13 protein-coding genes are annotated in these 16,955 nt (G+C 67.9%); 12 read left to right on the forward strand and 1 reads right to left on the reverse strand.

Going from position 1 to position 16,955, the window contains the following annotated elements:
* Nucleotides 1-38 precede the first annotated feature (38 nt).
* Nucleotides 39-1,412 (forward strand): polyhydroxyalkanoate depolymerase, encoded by a 1,374-nt coding sequence (gene phaZ, locus INR38_RS22680; protein ID WP_034393218.1) that lies wholly within the window; start codon nucleotides 39-41, stop codon nucleotides 1,410-1,412.
* Between the two features lie 23 nt (nucleotides 1,413-1,435).
* On the forward strand, nucleotides 1,436-2,152 hold the full coding sequence (rsxB, locus tag INR38_RS22685) for an electron transport complex subunit RsxB (RefSeq protein WP_096916177.1): 717 nt from the start codon (nucleotides 1,436-1,438) through the stop codon (nucleotides 2,150-2,152).
* Between the two features lie 108 nt (nucleotides 2,153-2,260).
* Here the strand turns inward: rsxB and INR38_RS22690 are convergent, their stop codons facing one another.
* Nucleotides 2,261-3,799 (reverse strand): methyl-accepting chemotaxis protein, encoded by a 1,539-nt coding sequence (locus tag INR38_RS22690; protein ID WP_207443497.1) that lies wholly within the window; start codon nucleotides 3,797-3,799, stop codon nucleotides 2,261-2,263.
* Between the two features lie 188 nt (nucleotides 3,800-3,987).
* Here INR38_RS22690 and dapC point away from each other — a divergent pair, with 188 nt between their 5' ends.
* The 10 genes from dapC to INR38_RS22740 all read left to right on the forward strand — a co-directional run bounded on the left by dapC (nucleotide 3,988) and on the right by INR38_RS22740 (nucleotide 16,891).
* Complete coding sequence (dapC, locus tag INR38_RS22695; protein ID WP_207443498.1) at nucleotides 3,988-5,193, forward strand: succinyldiaminopimelate transaminase; 1,206 nt, start codon at nucleotides 3,988-3,990, stop codon at nucleotides 5,191-5,193.
* A 51-nt stretch (nucleotides 5,194-5,244) separates the two neighbouring features.
* Complete coding sequence (gene dapD, locus INR38_RS22700; RefSeq protein ID WP_012205450.1) at nucleotides 5,245-6,069, forward strand: 2,3,4,5-tetrahydropyridine-2,6-dicarboxylate N-succinyltransferase; 825 nt, start codon at nucleotides 5,245-5,247, stop codon at nucleotides 6,067-6,069.
* A gap of 180 nt (nucleotides 6,070-6,249) precedes the next feature.
* Nucleotides 6,250-7,419 carry a PilT/PilU family type 4a pilus ATPase gene (locus INR38_RS22705; protein WP_207443499.1) on the forward strand — a complete coding sequence of 390 codons (1,170 nt, stop codon included), beginning with the start codon at nucleotides 6,250-6,252 and terminating at the stop codon, nucleotides 7,417-7,419.
* Between the two features lie 86 nt (nucleotides 7,420-7,505).
* Nucleotides 7,506-8,666 (forward strand): succinyl-diaminopimelate desuccinylase, encoded by a 1,161-nt coding sequence (gene dapE, locus INR38_RS22710; protein WP_207443500.1) that lies wholly within the window; start codon nucleotides 7,506-7,508, stop codon nucleotides 8,664-8,666.
* Between the two features lie 20 nt (nucleotides 8,667-8,686).
* Nucleotides 8,687-9,664, forward strand: coding sequence for a 50S ribosomal protein L3 N(5)-glutamine methyltransferase (gene prmB, locus INR38_RS22715; RefSeq protein WP_207443501.1), 978 nt, complete (start codon nucleotides 8,687-8,689; stop codon nucleotides 9,662-9,664).
* A 1-nt stretch (nucleotide 9,665) separates the two neighbouring features.
* Nucleotides 9,666-10,664 (forward strand): LysR family transcriptional regulator, encoded by a 999-nt coding sequence (locus INR38_RS22720; protein WP_207443502.1) that lies wholly within the window; start codon nucleotides 9,666-9,668, stop codon nucleotides 10,662-10,664.
* A 184-nt stretch (nucleotides 10,665-10,848) separates the two neighbouring features.
* Nucleotides 10,849-12,447 (forward strand): AMP-binding protein, encoded by a 1,599-nt coding sequence (locus INR38_RS22725; protein ID WP_207443503.1) that lies wholly within the window; start codon nucleotides 10,849-10,851, stop codon nucleotides 12,445-12,447.
* A 1-nt stretch (nucleotide 12,448) separates the two neighbouring features.
* Nucleotides 12,449-13,672, forward strand: coding sequence for an acyl-CoA dehydrogenase family protein (locus tag INR38_RS22730; RefSeq protein ID WP_207443504.1), 1,224 nt, complete (start codon nucleotides 12,449-12,451; stop codon nucleotides 13,670-13,672).
* A gap of 41 nt (nucleotides 13,673-13,713) precedes the next feature.
* A complete protein-coding gene (locus INR38_RS22735; RefSeq protein ID WP_013802547.1) occupies nucleotides 13,714-14,733 on the forward strand; it encodes a tripartite tricarboxylate transporter substrate binding protein in 1,020 nt (339 codons plus the stop codon).
* Between the two features lie 94 nt (nucleotides 14,734-14,827).
* The gene (locus INR38_RS22740) at nucleotides 14,828-16,891 is read left to right on the forward strand and encodes an ATP-binding cassette domain-containing protein (protein ID WP_207443505.1); all 2,064 of its coding nucleotides are present in this window, start codon (nucleotides 14,828-14,830) and stop codon (nucleotides 16,889-16,891) included.
* The last annotated feature ends 64 nt before the right edge of the window (nucleotides 16,892-16,955 follow it).

The raw sequence follows: 16,955 nt of genomic DNA on the forward strand, positions 1-16,955 counted from the left end.
TATTGCACTGCAACATATCCAAACAACCCCTTGTATCCATGCTCTATCAGCTCTACGAAATCCAGCGCGCCATGGTCGAGCCCTTTGCCGATTTCGCGCAAGCTGCAGCCAAGCTCTACAGCAACCCCCACTCGTTGCTGAGCCAAGGTCCGATGTCCCAGCGCATGGCCGCCGGGTTCGATCTGTTCTACCGCCTTGGCAAGGATTACGAGAAGCCCGAATTCAACCTGCACAGTGTGGATGTGGGTGGCGTTGACGTGACCATCCGCGAGCGCGTCGAAGTGGACAAGCCGTTTTGCGAGCTGCGCCGCTTCAAGCGCTTCTCCGACGACACCGATACGCTGCAGACCATGCTGAGCCAGCCCGTGGTGCTGATCGTGGCGCCGCTGTCGGGCCACTACGCCACGCTGCTGCGCGATACGGTGCAAAGCATGCTGGGCGGCCACAAGGTCTACATCACCGACTGGAAGAACGCCCGCCTGGTGCCCCTGGCCGATGGCGAGTTCCACCTCGACGACTACGTGAACTATGTGCAGGAGTTCATCCGCTACCTGCAGGGCAAGTACGGCCAGTGCCACGTGGTCAGCGTGTGCCAGCCCACGGTGCCGGTGCTGGCTGCCGTGTCGCTGATGGCCAGCCGTGGCGAGACGCCTCCGCTGTCCATGACCATGATGGGCGGCCCCATCGATGCGCGCCGCTCGCCGACCTCGGTGAACAACCTGGCGCAGAACCGCAGCTTCGAGTGGTTCGAGAACAATGTGATCTACCGCGTGCCCGAAGGCTATCCGGGCGTGGGTCGCCGCGTGTACCCGGGCTTCCTGCAGTATTCGGGCTTCGTGGCGATGAATCCGGACCGCCACGCCAATAGCCACTACGACTATTTCAAGGACCTGATCAAGGGTGACGACGCCAGCGCCGAGCATCACCGCAAGTTCTATGACGAGTACAACGCCGTGCTCGACATGGATGCCGACTACTACCTCGAGACCATCGCCACGGTGTTCCAGGACTACAAGCTGGTCCATGGCACCTGGGAAGTGCGTTCGCCCGAAGGCCAGGCCGAGCTGGTGCGCCCGCAGGACATCAAGGGCAGCGCCCTGCTGACCGTCGAAGGCGAGCTGGACGACATCTCCGGCTCGGGCCAGACGCGCGCAGCGCACGATCTGTGCACGGGCATCGCGGCCGATCAGCGCAAGCACCTTGAAGTGCCGGGCGCCGGCCACTACGGGATTTTCAGCGGCAGGCGCTGGAGAGAGATCGTCTACCCGCAGGTGCGCGAGTTCATCAGTGCCCACCAGCCCGAAAGCGCCACGGCCGCCAGCGCGGCAGGTCACACCAGCAGCCTGAGCGATGACGCGCCCTCGGCCACCGAGCAGCCGCGCAAGCGCGGTGCCAAGGTGCAGGCAGGCTGAGCACCGAGCAAGCCCGGCACGCCATGTCCGCCTTCGCAATCCTTGCCCGCGACGATCTGGCAGCACGCATAGACGCGGCGCTGCCGCAGACGCAGTGCACGCGTTGCGGCTACCCCGACTGCGCCAGCTATGCCCAGGCCGTGGCCTCGGGCGAGGCCGGCATCAACCAGTGCCCCCCCGGGGGCGCTGCGGGAGTGGAGAGGCTGGCTGCACTGACGGGCCGGCCCGCTGTCCCACTGAGCGCCGAGCACGGCACGGAAGCCCCGCGCACCGTGGCCGTGATCGACGAGGCCTGGTGCATCGGTTGCACCCTGTGCATCAAGGCCTGCCCCACGGATGCCATCCTGGGCGCCAACAAGTTCATGCATACGGTGATCGCCGCCCACTGCACGGGCTGCGAGCTGTGCATCCCCGTCTGTCCCGTGGACTGCATCGAGCTGCACAACGCCAGCGGCCCGGCCACAGGCTGGTCTGCCTGGAGCCCCCAGCAGGCCGAGCATGCGCGACAGCGCTATGTGCTGCGCCGAGAGCGTGAACAGGAGCGCGAGCGCCTGGGTGCCGCCCGGGCGCAGACGCCTCTTGCATTGGGGGAGCAGGAAATGGCCGACGACGCCAGCCCTTCCACGCCCTGCCCGGCGCCACCGCTGGCGACCGACAGCAAGCAGGCCACCATCGCAGCCATCCTGGCCCGCGCACGCGCCCAGCGTGCGGGTGGCGCCTCAACGCCCAACGGGCATTGAGTGGATGTGGGCGGGCAGCGAGACCCGCCTACGCCCGCCAGTACAAGCCTATGGATGCCAATCGATGGTCATAGACCGCCATAGGCACCCACGCAGGCCGTGGCAGGCCTACGCAGCCAGCGCCAAGCTCTTGTAGACCCCGCAACCCCAGTACAGCCCGCCATGCTTGCAGACGAAGGACATCTTGGTCTGTACCTGTTGCGTGGCAGGGTTTCTGAAGTCGTACTCCACCCAGCCTGGGCCGCGCTCGGCCTGGGCAATGATGTCGGCCAGCAGCTGCTCACCCCGCACGCCTGGCAGCTCCTGCACGCGCACGCCCACACGCGCAGGGTTGCCGCCAAAGGCGCGGTAGCTGCCGTCGGCGGCCAGGGCGAACACGTACATATCGCGGTCATGAAAGGGCTGGCCGGGGTCGTTCACGGCGGCCAGCAGTGCATCGGTGGCCACCCCGCGCCGCGCCAGGCCCAGGGCCGACTCGACCAGGGCCACGGCTTCCTCCGCCGTGCCCTGCTGCAGCCGAAAGCGCGACACCGCCCCTGACAGCATCTGGGCGCGCTGCTGCAGCGCGCGTGCCTGGTCCAGCGCGTGGCCCACCATCTGCGCGTTGTGCTGGGTGATCTCGTCGATCTGGTGCACGGCGCGGCTGATCTCGGCCAGGCCCGTGCTCTGGCTGCCGGTGGACTGCGAGAGCTCGCCCATGTGCTCGGCCACCTGGCGGATGCCTTCGGTCACGCGCTCCATGCCACGTCCGGCCGTGCGGATCAACTCGGTGCTGTGCTCCACCTGGGTCAAGGCATCGCCAATCAGGTGGCGAATCTCGCGCGCCGCCTCCGCCGAGCGGCCGGCCAGGGAGCGCACCTCGCTGGCCACCACGGCAAAGCCCCGGCCCTGCTCGCCAGCCCGTGCGGCCTCCACGGCGGCATTGAGCGCGAGGATATTGGTCTGGAAAGCAATGCCGTCGATCACGCCGATGATCTCCCGCATGCGCCCGGCGCTGTTCTCAATGGTCTCCACCGACTCCACGGCGCGGCCCATGGCCACCACGCCTTCATCGGCGGCGCCGCGCACGGCGCTGGCCTGGTGGTGGACCACGCCCACCACATCGGCGTTGTGCTGCACGGCGCTGCTCAACTGCTCCACGCTGACCACGGTCTGGGCCAGGTTGGTGGCCTGCAGCTCGGTGCGATCGGACAGCGCCTGGTGCTCGTTCACCAATTGCTGCCCGGCCTGCGCCACCAGCGCCGCATTGCTGCGCACATCGGCCACCATGCCCGACAGAGAGGTGACCATGCCTCCCAGCAGCGCCTTGGGCGTCTGGACAGCGCCAGCGCCCTCCTGCGAGGCGGCCGCCTCCACGGTCACGCGCTGGCTCAGGTCGCCCTGGGCGATGCCCTGCATGGCCTGCTGCAGCAATTCCCGCTCGCCGATCACCCGCGACCAGAGCCTGTGCATGCCGCCCAGCAGCAGCCCGGCCCACAGCAGCAAGGCACCCCAAACCCAGGGCCCCAAGCCCGCCGAACCGGCTACCAGCGCCAGCGGCGGCCCCGCCAATGCCCACACGGCGCATACAAGGAAGCCGGCCCCGGGGCCGGATGTATGCTTACGATGCTTGTTTCCCACTTTTTCCATGCCAGCGCCTGCCTGCATAGCTGATTGCCTCTCTAGTCATTGGTATCTGGAATTCACCGTTCACGAAGCCCCGCCACACGAGATGGCATGGCCCCAGTCGAGACCATGCCAGAATAGGTAACAGAATGCAAAAAAGCCAGCGTGCAGACCCGCAGTCCCCTGTGACAACGGCATGCCGAAAGCGCATCAATCCATAATGCGAGCCCATGAATCCCCTGCTCTCCCGACTCCAGCCCTACCCGTTTGAGCGTCTTCGCAAACTGTTCACCGGGGTCCAGCCACCGGCGGGCGTGCGCCCCATCAGCCTTGGCATCGGAGAGCCCCGCCATGCCACGCCAGCGTTCATCGAACAGGCACTGAGCGCCGACCTCGGCGGCCTGGCCAAGTACCCCGCCACGGCCGGCGAACCCGCGCTGCGCGAGGCCTGCGCCCAATGGGCACGCCAGCGCTATGGCATTGCCCTGGACGCCGCCACCCAGGTGCTGCCCGTCAACGGCTCGCGCGAGGCACTGTTTGCCTTCACCCAGGTGGTGGTGGATGCCAGCCAGGACGGCGCGCGCGTGATCTGCCCCAACCCGTTCTATCAAATCTACGAAGGCGCCACCCTGCTGGCCGGCGCCCAGCCGTACTACGCGCCCAGCGACGCCGCACGCAACTTCGCGGTGGACTGGGACAGCGTGCCCGCCGACGTGTGGGAAAAGACCCAGCTGATCTTCGTGTGCTCGCCCGGCAACCCCACGGGCGCGGTGATGCCGCTGGCCGAGTGGGAAAAGCTGTTTGCGCTGTCCGACCGCTACGGCTTCGTGATTGCCAGCGACGAGTGCTACAGCGAGATCTATTTCGACGGCACCGCCCCCCTGGGCGGCCTGGAAGCCGCGCAGCGCCTGGGCCGCGCGGACTACAAAAACCTGCTGATGTTCACCAGCCTGTCCAAGCGCAGCAATGTGCCTGGCCTGCGCAGCGGTTTCGTGGCGGGCGATGCGGCCCTGATCAAGGCCTTTTTGCTGTACCGCACCTACCACGGCGGTGCCATGAGCCCCGTGGTGCAGACGGCCAGCATGGCGGCCTGGGCCGACGAGGCCCATGTCGAGGAAAACCGCCGCCTTTACCGCGAGAAGTTCAACCAGGTCACGCCCGTGCTGGCGCGCGTGATGGATGTTCGCCTGCCCGACGCAAGCTTCTACCTCTGGGCCGGCATTCCCGAATCGCTGGGCCTGGACGACGCCGACTTTGCACGCGAGCTGTACGCCGCCACCGGCGTGACCGTGCTGCCCGGCAGCTACCTGGCGCGCGAAGCCAATGGCCGCAACCCCGGCGCCGGGCGCGTGCGCATGGCCCTGGTGGCCGAGACCGCAGAATGCCTGGAAGCCGCCCAGCGCATTGCACAGTTCATAGAATCGCGCCAGCGCTGAGACAGCCCTGCGCTCCCCTTTCCTCACAAACCCTTTGATCACCAAAGCCATATGACGCAACAGCTGCAATCCATCATCGACACCGCCTGGGACAACCGTGCCAGCCTCTCCCCCGCTGCCGCCCCCAAGGAAGTGACCGAGGCCGTGGACCACGTGATCGAAGCCCTGAACAACGGCCAGCTGCGCGTGGCCACGCGCGAAGGCGTGGGCCAGTGGACCGTGCACCAGTGGATCAAGAAGGCCGTGCTGCTGTCCTTCCGCCTCAAGGACAACGTGCTGATGCAGTCCGGCGACCTGAACTTCTTCGACAAGGTCCCCACCAAGTTCGCCGGCATGACCGAGGCCGAGATCGCCGCCACCGGCGTGCGCGTGGTGCCCCCGGCCGTGGCCCGCCGCGGCAGCTTCGTGGCCAAGGGCGCGATCCTGATGCCTTCCTACGTGAACATCGGCGCCTATGTGGACGAAGGCACCATGGTCGACACCTGGGCCACCGTGGGCTCCTGCGCCCAGGTCGGCAAGAACGTGCACCTGTCCGGCGGCGTGGGCCTGGGCGGCGTGCTGGAGCCGCTGCAGGCAAACCCGACCATCATTGAGGACAACTGCTTCATCGGCGCGCGATCCGAGATCGTCGAAGGCGTGATCGTGGAAGAGAACTCCGTGATCTCCATGGGCGTGTACATCGGCCAGTCCACCCCCATCTATGACCGTGCGACCGGCGAGACCAGCTATGGCCGCGTGCCTGCCGGCTCGGTGGTGGTGTCGGGCAACCTGCCCAAGGACAACGGCCGCTACAGCATGTACGCCGCCATCATCGTCAAGAAGGTCGATGCCAAGACACGCTCCACCACGAGCCTGAACGACCTGCTGCGCGATTGATCCGCATCCGCACCGCGCCAAAGGCGTGGTTGCGGCGCCAAAACATCCCCTGTTCAGGGGATGGAGCAAGGCATACTCTCGAGGGCGTCCCCGGCCACCAGGCAGCGGACGCCCGTTTCACGTCACAAGAGCGTGCAGACGATCCAAGAACAGCGGCAGTACACGAATTTGGGGGAAAACATGGGCACGATGGAGAGGATTTTGCGCCTGATGGGCGAGAAGCAGGCGTCCGACGTCTACCTGGCGGTCAACGCGCCGGCGCTGATCAAGATCAACGGCGAATGCGTGCCCATCAACAACCAGCTGCTGCCGCCCGACGCGCCGCGCAGCCTGCTGGCCGAGATCGTGCCGGCCGAGCGCCTGCAGGAGCTGGACGAAACGGGCGAGCTCAACATGGGCGTGCCGCTGCGCGGCGTGGGGCGTTTTCGCGTCAGCGCCATGCACCAGCGCGGCAGCTGCGCCGTGGTGATCCGCTTCATCGCCCAGCACATTCCGGCCATGGACACGCTGAACCTGCCGCCCGTGCTGGGCGAGCTGATCATGCAAAAGCGCGGCCTGCTGCTGGTCGTGGGCTCCACGGGCTCGGGCAAGAGCACGACGCTGGCCTCGATGATCGATGCGCGCAACGAAAAGCTCACGGGCCACATCCTCACCATCGAGGACCCCATCGAATACCAGTTCCGCAACAAGCGCTCCATCGTCAACCAGCGCGAAGTGGGCTCGGACACGGCATCGCTGCAGATCGCGCTCAAGAATGCGCTGCGCCAGGCGCCCGACGTGATCCTGATCGGCGAAATCCGCGACCGCGAGACCATGTCCTCGGCCATGGGCTTTGCGCAGTCGGGCCACCTGTGCCTGGCCACGCTGCACGCCAACAACAGCTACCACGCGCTCAACCGCATCCTGTCCTTCTTCCCCGAGGAAATCCGCCCCACCATGCTGGGCGAGCTGTCGGCAGCGCTCAAGGGCGTGATCTCCCAGCGCCTGGTGCGCACCGTGGACGGCGGCCGCATTCCGGCCGTCGAGGTCATGCTCAACACCAAGCTGATCGCCGACCTGATCGAGCGCGGCAACTTCTCGGGCGTCAAGGAGGCCATGGAAAAATCCATGGCCGAAGGCTCGCAGACCTTTGAAGAGGCGCTGGCGCAGCTGGTCCGCTCCGGCCGCATCGACCGCGCCGAAGCCCTGGCCTTCGCCGATTCGCCCACCAACCTGATGTGGCGCCTGGAAAACGACGTGGTCAAGGCCAGCCATGCCGCGCCGTCCAGCCAGTTCGCCGAACTGGCCACCCCCGGCGAGGATGACATGCCCTCGTTCACGGAAATCATGCTGGAAGTCAAGCCGAACTGATCGGCCAGCCCCGCAGCGTTCACAATGTCGGAGCACGCTGGCGGCAGCCGGCCCTCCGACTTTTTTGTTTTTTGATTCCACCCACCATGTCCCGCACCCTGCAACTGACCGAGCAGCTGATCAGCCTGCCCTCCGTCACTCCCGAAGACGCCGGCTGCCTCGAACTCCTGGCCGATGCCCTGCAGCCCATGGGCTTTGCCTGCGAGCGCATCGACAGCGGCCCCGACAGCTTTCGCGTGCGCAACCTCTGGGCCCGGCGCTCCGGGACAGGCGCCGACCGGCCCGTGCTGGTCTTTGCCGGCCATACCGACGTGGTGCCCACCGGCCCGCTGGAGCAGTGGAGCAGCCCGCCCTTCGTGCCCACGCACCGCGACGGCAAGCTGTACGGCCGCGGCGCCAGCGACATGAAGACCTCCATCGCCGCCTTCGTCGTGGCACTGGAGGAATTCCTGGCCGAGACACCGGCTCCCTCCTTCGACATTGCCCTGCTGCTGACCAGCGACGAGGAAGGCCCTTCGGTGGACGGCACCAAGGTCGTGGTCGAGCTGCTGCGCGAGCGCGGCGAGCGCCTGGACTGGTGCATCGTCGGCGAGCCCACCTCGGTGGAGCGCACGGGCGACATGATCAAGAACGGCCGCCGGGGCACCATGAGCGGGCGCCTCACGGTCAAGGGCATCCAGGGCCACATCGCCTACCCGCAGCTGGCGCGCAACCCCATCCACCAGGCCCTGCCGGCCCTGGCCGAACTGGCCGCCACGCGCTGGGACGAGGGCAATGCCTTCTTCCCGCCCACCAGCTGGCAGATCAGCAACATGCATGGCGGCACGGGCGCATCCAACGTCATTCCCGGCCATGTGACCATCGACTTCAACTTCCGCTTCTGCACCGAGTCCACGGCCGAATCGCTGCAGCAGCGCGTGCACGCCGTGCTGGACCGCCACGGGCTGGAGTACGAGCTGGCCTGGACCGTTGGCGGCCAGCCCTTCCTGACCACGCCGGGCACGCTGGTGAGCGCCGTGCAGGCGGCCATCCGCGCCGAGACCGGCCTGGAGACCGAGCTGTCCACCACGGGCGGCACCAGCGACGGCCGCTTCATCGCCCAAATCTGCAGCCAGGTCGTGGAGGTGGGCCCGCCCAACGCCAGCATCCACAAGATCGACGAGCACATCGTGGTGGCCGACATCGAGCCCATCAAGAACATTTACCGCCGCACGCTCCAGGAGCTGCAGCGACAGCAGGCCATCTGAACGCGACCAAGGAGCCGACGATGACATCCGCCCCCACCCCTGCCAATATTCCCGCCATCTCGGGCAGCACCATCGCCGACCTCGTGGCCTCCGGGGCCGCAGCGCTCACGGCGGCCGGCGTGGCCTTTGGCCACGGCACGGCCACGGCCGTAGACGAAGCGGCCTGGCTCACGCTGTGGAAGCTGGGCCTGCCGCTGGACAGCGAACTGGCGCCTGGCGCGCCCGAATCCCTGGCCGACCAGGCCGTCAGCGCCCAGCAGCAGGCCGAAGTGGCCGAGCTTTTCGCAGAGCGCATCCGAACGCGCAAGCCCGCCGCCTACCTCACGCGCGAGGCCTGGCTGCAGGGCGTGCCCTTCTACGTGGACGAGCGCGCCATCGTGCCGCGCAGCTTCATTGCCGAGCTGCTGGCCGACGGCAGCATCGACGGCTGGCTGTCCGACCGCACGCGCCGCGTGCTGGACCTGTGCACCGGCAACGGCAGCCTGGCCTGCCTGGCGGCCATGGCCTGGCCCGAGGTCGAGGTCACGGGCGCCGACATCTCGGCCGACGCGCTGGCCGTGGCGCGCATCAACGTGGACCGCCATGAACTCGCCGAGCGCGTGCAATTGCTGGAAAGCGACGGACTGGCCGCCCTTCCCGGCCCCTGGGACCTGGTGCTGTGCAACCCGCCCTATGTGAATGCCGACAGCATGTCGCGCCTGCCCGCCGAATACCAGGCCGAGCCCGAACTGGCGCTGGCCGGCGGCGCCGACGGCATGGACTTCATCCGCCGCCTGCTGCTGGACCTGCCGTCGCGTCTGGCCAAGGAAGGCGTGGTCGTGCTGGAAATCGGCAATGAAAAGGACTTCTTCGAAGCCGCCTTCCCCGACCTGCCCGTGTTCTGGCTGGACACCAGTTCGGGCGACGAACAGGTGCTGCTGATCACCCAGGAGGCGCTGCGCGCCTGGACCGAGGGCGACATCGAGGCCCTGCGCCCCACCTACCGCCCCCTGGGCTGAGATGGACCTGCGGGCGCTGCGCTACTTCATCGCGGTGCTGGAGGCGGGCAGCCTCTCGCGCGCCGCGCATTCGCTGTACGTGGCCCAGCCCGCGCTCACGGCGCAGATCAAGAAGCTGGAAGGTGAGCTGGGAGCCCAGTTGCTGGAGCGCAGCCACGCCGGCGTGACGCCCACGCCGGCCGGCGCCCAGCTGTACGAGGACGCACGCCGCCTGCTGTCCGACGCCGATGCCATGCGCGAGCGCATACAGCGCCTGCCCCAGGGCCCCGAAGGCTCGGTCACCATCGCCCTGCCCTTTTTGCTGACCAGCCTGCTGGCCGGCCCCGTGATCGCCAGCCTGCGCAGCAGCCACCCGCGCATACGCATCTTTGTGCTCGACGACCTCAGCCTCATGGTGCAAAAGGCCATGCTGGACCGGCGCGCAGACCTGGCCATCCTCGTGGACACGGCCAGCCTGCACGACATGCAGGTGCAGCCCATGGCCGAGGAATCCATCTACGTCTGCGGCCAGGATGTCGATGGCAGCGTGGCCCCGCTGCTGCGCCCCGCGCCGGACGGCGGCCTGCCGCACATGGACTTTGCCCACGCCTGCCAGCTGCCGCTGGTGCTGCAGTCGCGCCGCTTTTCCATCCGCCAGACCGTGGAGGCCGCGGCCGACGCACGGGACCTGCGGCTGAACATCGTCCACGAACACGATTCCGCCCGCGTCATCCGCTCGCTCTACCACTGCGGCGCGGGCTTCACCTTCACGCCCGCCTGCTCGCTGAGCGATGCGCCCGCCTGGCTGCGCGAGGAAGCCAAGGCTGCGCCCACGGCCATCCAGCACGGCTGGATCGTGGCCCAGGTCACGGCGCCCGAACTGCTGCGCCGCTACTTCCTGGCCGTGCAGGCCAACCGCAGCAGCGACCCGGCACTGCAGGTGGTCCAGCAGGCGCTGATGGCACAGGCCCGGCAATTGATCACGGCCGGCATCTGGCAGGCGCGCTGGCAGCAGGCATGACGGCATGACGGCATGACCGCAGGGGTCTGGGCACGGGGTCATCAGCAAATACCGCAAGGGTTGATCTGGACATCAATTTTTCTGATGTGCCTGAATCACTAAACGGTATTTCCCCGCTCCAGGCCTCTTCTGGAACAGTGCATGGCACGCCGCGCAAAACGCGCGGCTTCAGCCAAGGAATGCCATGCACGAGACATCCCGGCCCACCGCAGGCCACACCCATTCCCACTCCCTTCCCATCCCCAATGTCGGCGAACTGGTCGCGCGCAGTTGCAAGGCCCACGGCGCGCAGCCGGCCGTGACCAGCGCCGCGCGCAGCATCAGCTATGCCGAGCTGGAACAGCGCTCCAACCGGCTGGCCAATGCGCTGGCGGCGCTGGGCCTGTCCCGTGGCGACCGCGTGGGCATCTACCTGCCCAACTGCGTGGAAATCGTGGAGATCGAGATCGCCTGCTACAAGGCCGGGCTCATCAAGGCTCCCTTCAACGCACGCCTTTCACCGCGCGAAGTGGGAGATATCGCGGCCAACAGCGATGCCGCCGTCATCGTGACCACCGCAGCGCGCGCCGAGGCCTTCAAGCCGCACCTGCAGTCTGCCGACGTGCGCCTGCTGCTGCTGGACGGCCCCGCCGGCGAAAGCTACGAGTCCCTGCTCGCCCGCGCCAGCGACCGCTTCCAGCCCGTGGCCGTGCACGAGCACGAGGTGGCCGTGCTGCACTACACCTCAGGCTCATCGGGCGTGCTCAAGGCCGCCATGCAGACCTTCGGCAACCGCCTGGCCCAGCTGCGCAAATTCCTGATGCGCGGCGAGGGCATGCAGGCCGGCCACGTGCTGGGCCTGGTCGGTCCGGTCACGCACGCCTCGGGCATGCAGATGGTGCCGGCGCTGTGCACGGGCGCCACCATCCACCTGTTCTCGGGCTTCGAGCCGGGCGCCTTCATGGCCGAGATGCAGGCGCGGCGCGTGACCCATACCTTCATGGTGCCCACCATGATCAACATGCTGCTGGCCGAGATCGGCGGCCGCTACCGCCCCCTGCCCGACCTGCTGCGCCTGGGCTACGGCGCAGCGCCCATGGCGCCCGCGCGCATCCTGCAGGCCATGGACGTGTTCGGCCCCATCCTGTCCCAGGGCTACGGCGCGGGCGAGACCACCTCCGGCGTCTGTGGCCTGACGGTGCAGGACCACCTGCAGGCGCGCGCATCGCGCCCCGAGCGGCTGGCATCCTGCGGACGGCCCTTCCTGGAATCCCTGGTCGAAGTGCTGGACGACGAGGGCCGCCCGGTGCCCGAGGGCGAGATCGGCGAAATCGTGGTCAGCGGCGCCGATGTCTTTGCAGGCTACTGGCGCGCGCCCGAGCTGACGGCCGAGGTGCTCAGGAACGGCCGCTACCACACGGGCGATCTGGCCCGCATGGACGAGCAGGGCTTTGTCTACATCGTGGACCGCAAGAAGGACATGGTCATCAGCGGCGGCTTCAACGTCTATCCGTCCGAGGTGGAGTCCGTGCTCTACGAACATGCCTCGGTGGCCGATGCCTGCGTGTTCGCCATTCCCGACGACAAATGGGGCGAGGCCGTGGCCGCCCACATCGTGCTCAAGCCCGGCCTGGCCGGCGACAGCGCCGCGCTGGACCGCTTCTGCGCCGAGCGCCTGGGCGGCTTCAAGCGCCCGCGCCACATCGAATTCGTGCAGCAGCTGCCCAAGAACCCCAACGGCAAGGTCATGCGCCGCGCCGTGCAGGCGCCCTACTGGGCCAACCACGCCCGCAAGGTGAACTGAGATGAACGCCAAAGACACACTCCCCGCCGCCAACGCTGCCCTGCTGGAAATGCCCTTTGAAGGCTCGGAACGCGCAGCCGGCCTGATCGACGCGCTCAACGCTTTCATCCACGGCGAACTTGCCGACCTCGCCCGCGCGCATGGCGTGGACCATGAAAACAGCGCTTCCACCGATTTGCTGCGCCAGGTGTGGAAGCTGTCGCATGCGCGCGGCTTCTACGGCATGACCCTGCCCGAGGCCATGGGCGGCGCCGGCCTGTCCGTGCTCGATCAGGTGCTGGTCAAGGAGGCCATCTACGCCACGGGCTCGCCCTTCGCGCCCCATGTGCTGGGCGAACTCAGCGGCCCGCCGCGCATAGGCGCGCTGATCCGCAAGGCCACGCCGCTGCAGATGGAGCAGTTCATCCTGCCCGTGGCGCGCGCCGAGAAATCCATCTGCTTTGCGCTGACCGAGGCCGCAGCGGGCTCGGACGCCGGTGCGCTGGAGACGCGCGCCGTGCTCGAAGGCGACCACTACGTGCTGCACGGCCGCAAGCGCTTCATCTCGGGCTCGCCGTTCGCCGACTTGGCCGTGCTCATGGCCTCGACCGCGCCCGAGGGCAGCCCGCAGCGCGAGATCAGCGCCTTCTTCGTGGACCTGCATGCCCCGGGCGTGCAGGTGGTCAGCGGCTACAAGACCATGGCCGGGCAGTCCAGCACGGGGGACATCGTGCTCGACGGCTGCCGCGTGCCCGCCGCCCAGTTGATCGGGGAGCCGGGCCGTGGCCTGGCCCTGGCGCTGGGCCGCATCACCGTCAACCGCCTGCTGCACTGCCCGGCCATGCTGGGGCTGGCCCAGGTGGCGCTGCGCGATGCGCGCGACTATGCGCTGGGCCGCCAGCAATTCGGCCGCAGCATTGCCCAGTTCCAGTCCATACAGCACATGCTGGCCGACATGGCCACCGAATGGATGGCCGCGCGCGCACTGATGGTGCAGACGGCCCGCGCCATCGACGCCGGCATCGATGCGCGCGCCCAGGCCTCGATGAGCAAGCTGTTCTGCTCGGAGACGGCGTTCCGCATTGCCGACCGCGCCGTGCAAATCCATGGCGGCGAAGGCATCGTCCAGGGCCGGCGCGTGGAATTCCTGTTCCGCATGCTGCGCATGTACCGCGTGCTCACGGGCACCAGCGAGATACAGCGCAACACCATCGCCAAGGAACTGCTGGAGCGGGCCGGCGCCTGAGGCTGGCCGGCATGAAAGCGAAAAGACAAGGAGACAACGCCATGCAAGACAATCCATCCCAAAGGCCGGACCGACGCCGATTCCTGCGCGCTGCGGGCGCCGCATCGCTTGCCGCAGGCCTGCCCTGGGCCACCACAGCCGCCACAGCCACCACACACGACAGCGCCTGGCCCACGCGCCCCATCAAATGGGTGGTGCCCTACCTAGCCGGCACCAGCCCCGACACGGCCGCGCGCATAGTGGCCGAGGCGCTGTCCGCCCAGCTGGGCCAGCCCGTGGTGATAGACAACCGTGCAGGCGCGGGCGGCAACATCGGCGCACGCCAGGTGGCCAAGGCCCCGGCGGACGGCTACACCCTGCTGTATTCGGGCTCGCCCATGGCCGCCGCCATGCGCATGTACAAAAGCCCGGGCTACGACGTGTTCAAGGACTTCCGCCATGTGCTGGGCATGTCGCGCTCGGACATCCTGGTCGTCGTGCATGCCGACTCGGGCATGCGCACGCTGGACGACCTGGCCGCGCGCGCCAAGGCCAAACCCGGCGCGCTGGACTATGCCTCGGGCGGCGTGGGCACGCCATCGCACCTGGGTGTGGAAATGCTGGCCTCCAGCATGGGCCTGCAGGTCAACCATGTGCCCTACAAGGGCGCGTCCGAGCTGGTCAATGCCGTGCTGGGCCAGCAGGTGGCCTTCGGCGCCCCGCTGTTTTCCGTGGCCTATCCCCAGGTGCTGGCCGGCAAGCTGGTGCCGCTGGCCATTGCCGGCCCGCAGCGCAACGCCAAGCTGCCCCAGGTGCAGACCCTGGCCGAGCTGGGCGTGCCCAACGTCAACCTCACGTCCTGGGGCGGCGTGTCCGTGCCGGCCGCCACGCCCGAGCCCATCGTCCAGCGGCTGCGCACGGCGCTGGAGGAGGTGCTCAGGCAGCCCAGGGTCATCGCCTTGCTGGAGCAGGAAGGCGGCAAGGTCGCCATCACCAGCGCCGACGCCTATGCCAAGGGCTTCGAGCGCGAGATCCAGTTCACCCAGTCCATGATGCAGCGCGTGGGCATACAGCCGATCTAGGGCCAGGTACCAGGGCTTTGCACCGTGGCCGGGCACGGGCATGGCGGGCGGCAATCCTGTCCTGACGCAATCGCTGGGATAATCCTGCCCATTCATGATCAGCCTTCGCAACATTACCCTGCGCCGCGGCACCCGCGTGCTGCTGGACAGCACCTCCGTCTCCATCAACCCCGGTGAAAAAGTCGGCCTTGTCGGACGCAATGGCGCCGGCAAGTCCAGCCTGTTCGCCCTGCTCAACGGCAGCCTGGCCGAGGACGGTGGAGAGTTCTCCATCCCTTCGCAATGGCGCCTGGGCCAGGTCGCGCAGAACATGCCCGAGACCTCGGAGACGGCCACCCAGTTCGTGCTGGACGGCGACACCCGCCTGAGCGAGCTCAACGCCCAGCTCGCGGCCGCCGAGGCCAGCGAGGACGGCATGGCCATTGCCCACGCCCACGTGGACCTGGCCGACGCCGGTGCCCACGATGCCGTGCCGCGCGCCCAGGCCCTGATCCTGGGCCTGGGCTTCAAGGTCTCCGAGCTGGAGCACCCCGTCAACAGCTTCTCCGGCGGCTGGCGCATGCGCCTGCAGCTGGCGCGCGCGCTGATGTGCCCCTCCGACCTGCTGCTGCTGGACGAGCCCACCAACCACTTGGACCTGGACGCCCTGGTCTGGCTGGAAGCCTGGCTCAAGCGCTATCCCGGCACCCTGGTCGTGATCAGCCATGACCGCGAATTCCTGGACGCCATCACCAACACCACGCTGCACATAGAAAACGCGCAGGTCACGCGCTATGGCGGCAACTACAGCAAGTTCGAGGAACTGCGCGCCCAGCAGATCCTGCTGCAGCAGGCCTCGTTCGAGCGCCAGCAGGACAAGATCGCCCACCTGCAGAAATTCATCGACCGCTTCAAGGCCAAGGCCTCCAAGGCCAAGCAGGCGCAAAGCCGCGTCAAGCAGATCGAGCGCATGGAAAAGGTCGCCCCCATGCTGGCCAGCGCCGATTTCACCTTCGAGTTCAAGCCGCCGGCCAACCTGCCCAACCCCATGCTGGCGATCACGAACGCCGCATTCGGCTACCTGGACGACGAAGGCCAGGCGACCACCATCCTGCGCGGCGTCAACCGCTCGGTGCTGGCGGGCCAGCGCATCGGCATCCTGGGCGCCAACGGCCAGGGCAAGTCCACCCTGGTCAAGACCATTGCGCGCGAGATGAAGGCCCTGGCCGGCACCGTGACCGAAGGCAAGGGCCTGAACATCGGCTACTTCGCCCAGCAGGAACTGGACGTGCTGCGCCCCGGCGAAAACCCCATGGAGCACATGATCCGCCTGGCACGGGACACCGGCGCCACCGGCCCGCAGGCCCGCGAGCAGGACCTGCGCAGCTACCTGGGCACGTTCAACTTCAGCGGCGACATGGTCAAGCAGGCCGTGGGCAGCATGAGCGGCGGCGAAAAGGCCCGCCTGGTGCTGGCCATGATCGTCTGGCAGCGCCCCAACCTGCTGCTGCTGGACGAGCCCACCAACCACCTGGACCTGGCCACCCGCGAGGCCCTGGCCATGGCCATCAACGACTTCGACGGCACCGTCATGCTGGTCAGCCACGACCGTGCGCTGCTGCGCTCGGTCTGCGAGGACTTCTGGCTGGTCGGCCGTGGCGTGGTCGGCCCCTTCGACGGCGACCTGGACGACTACCAGCGCTACCTGCTGGAAGAATCCCGCCGCCTGCGCGAAGAGGCCCGCAAGGCCGAACAGGCGGCTGCGGCCACCAGCAAGGCGGCAGCGCAGGTGGAGCCTGCAGCACATGCAGCACCTGCAGTGCAGGCCCCCGTGGCTGCTGCGCTGGCGCCGGCTCCCGCTGCCCCACCCACGCCCCCGGCCGCCAGTGCCGGAGACCAGCGCGAGCAACGGCGCCTGGCGGCCCTGGCCCGCCAGCAGATGGCCGAGAAGACCCGGCCGTTCAAGAAGGAACTGGAACAGCTGGACAAGCGCCTGCCCCAGCTGCAGGCCGAGCGCACGCGGCTCGAAGGCCTGCTGAGTCAGCCCATCTCGCCCGCCGACATGGCCGAGACGGGCCGCAGCCTCAAGGCCTGCAACGACGAGATCGACAGCCTGGAAGAGCGCTGGCTGGAACTGAGCGAGCAGATCGAGCAGCTGTCGGCCGCGATTTCCGACTGATTCCAGTCGTTCTCAAAAATCAGGCGGTCCCATGGGACCGCCTGCCACAAGCGTCGTCCCGCGT

This window comes from Delftia sp. SD018 (genome assembly GCF_017355445.1).
GTDB lineage: Bacteria > Pseudomonadota > Gammaproteobacteria > Burkholderiales > Burkholderiaceae_C > Comamonas > Comamonas acidovorans.

Bases quoted from the DNA above. Each gene is read 5' to 3' on its own strand.
- rsxB (WP_096916177.1), top strand. From the start codon at position 1,436: ATGTCCGCCTTCGCAATCCTTGCCCGCGACGATCTGGCAGCACGCATA.
- dapD (WP_012205450.1), top strand. From the start codon at position 5,245: ATGACGCAACAGCTGCAATCCATCATCGACACCGCCTGGGACAACCGT.
- phaZ (WP_034393218.1), top strand. From the start codon at position 39: ATGCTCTATCAGCTCTACGAAATCCAGCGCGCCATGGTCGAGCCCTTT.
- INR38_RS22720 (WP_207443502.1), top strand. From the start codon at position 9,666: ATGGACCTGCGGGCGCTGCGCTACTTCATCGCGGTGCTGGAGGCGGGC.
- INR38_RS22725 (WP_207443503.1), top strand. From the start codon at position 10,849: ATGCACGAGACATCCCGGCCCACCGCAGGCCACACCCATTCCCACTCC.
- INR38_RS22690 (WP_207443497.1), bottom strand. From the start codon at position 3,799: ATGCAGGCAGGCGCTGGCATGGAAAAAGTGGGAAACAAGCATCGTAAG.
- dapC (WP_207443498.1), top strand. From the start codon at position 3,988: ATGAATCCCCTGCTCTCCCGACTCCAGCCCTACCCGTTTGAGCGTCTT.
- INR38_RS22735 (WP_013802547.1), top strand. From the start codon at position 13,714: ATGCAAGACAATCCATCCCAAAGGCCGGACCGACGCCGATTCCTGCGC.
- INR38_RS22705 (WP_207443499.1), top strand. From the start codon at position 6,250: ATGGGCACGATGGAGAGGATTTTGCGCCTGATGGGCGAGAAGCAGGCG.
- INR38_RS22740 (WP_207443505.1), top strand. From the start codon at position 14,828: ATGATCAGCCTTCGCAACATTACCCTGCGCCGCGGCACCCGCGTGCTG.
- dapE (WP_207443500.1), top strand. From the start codon at position 7,506: ATGTCCCGCACCCTGCAACTGACCGAGCAGCTGATCAGCCTGCCCTCC.
- INR38_RS22730 (WP_207443504.1), top strand. From the start codon at position 12,449: ATGAACGCCAAAGACACACTCCCCGCCGCCAACGCTGCCCTGCTGGAA.
- prmB (WP_207443501.1), top strand. From the start codon at position 8,687: ATGACATCCGCCCCCACCCCTGCCAATATTCCCGCCATCTCGGGCAGC.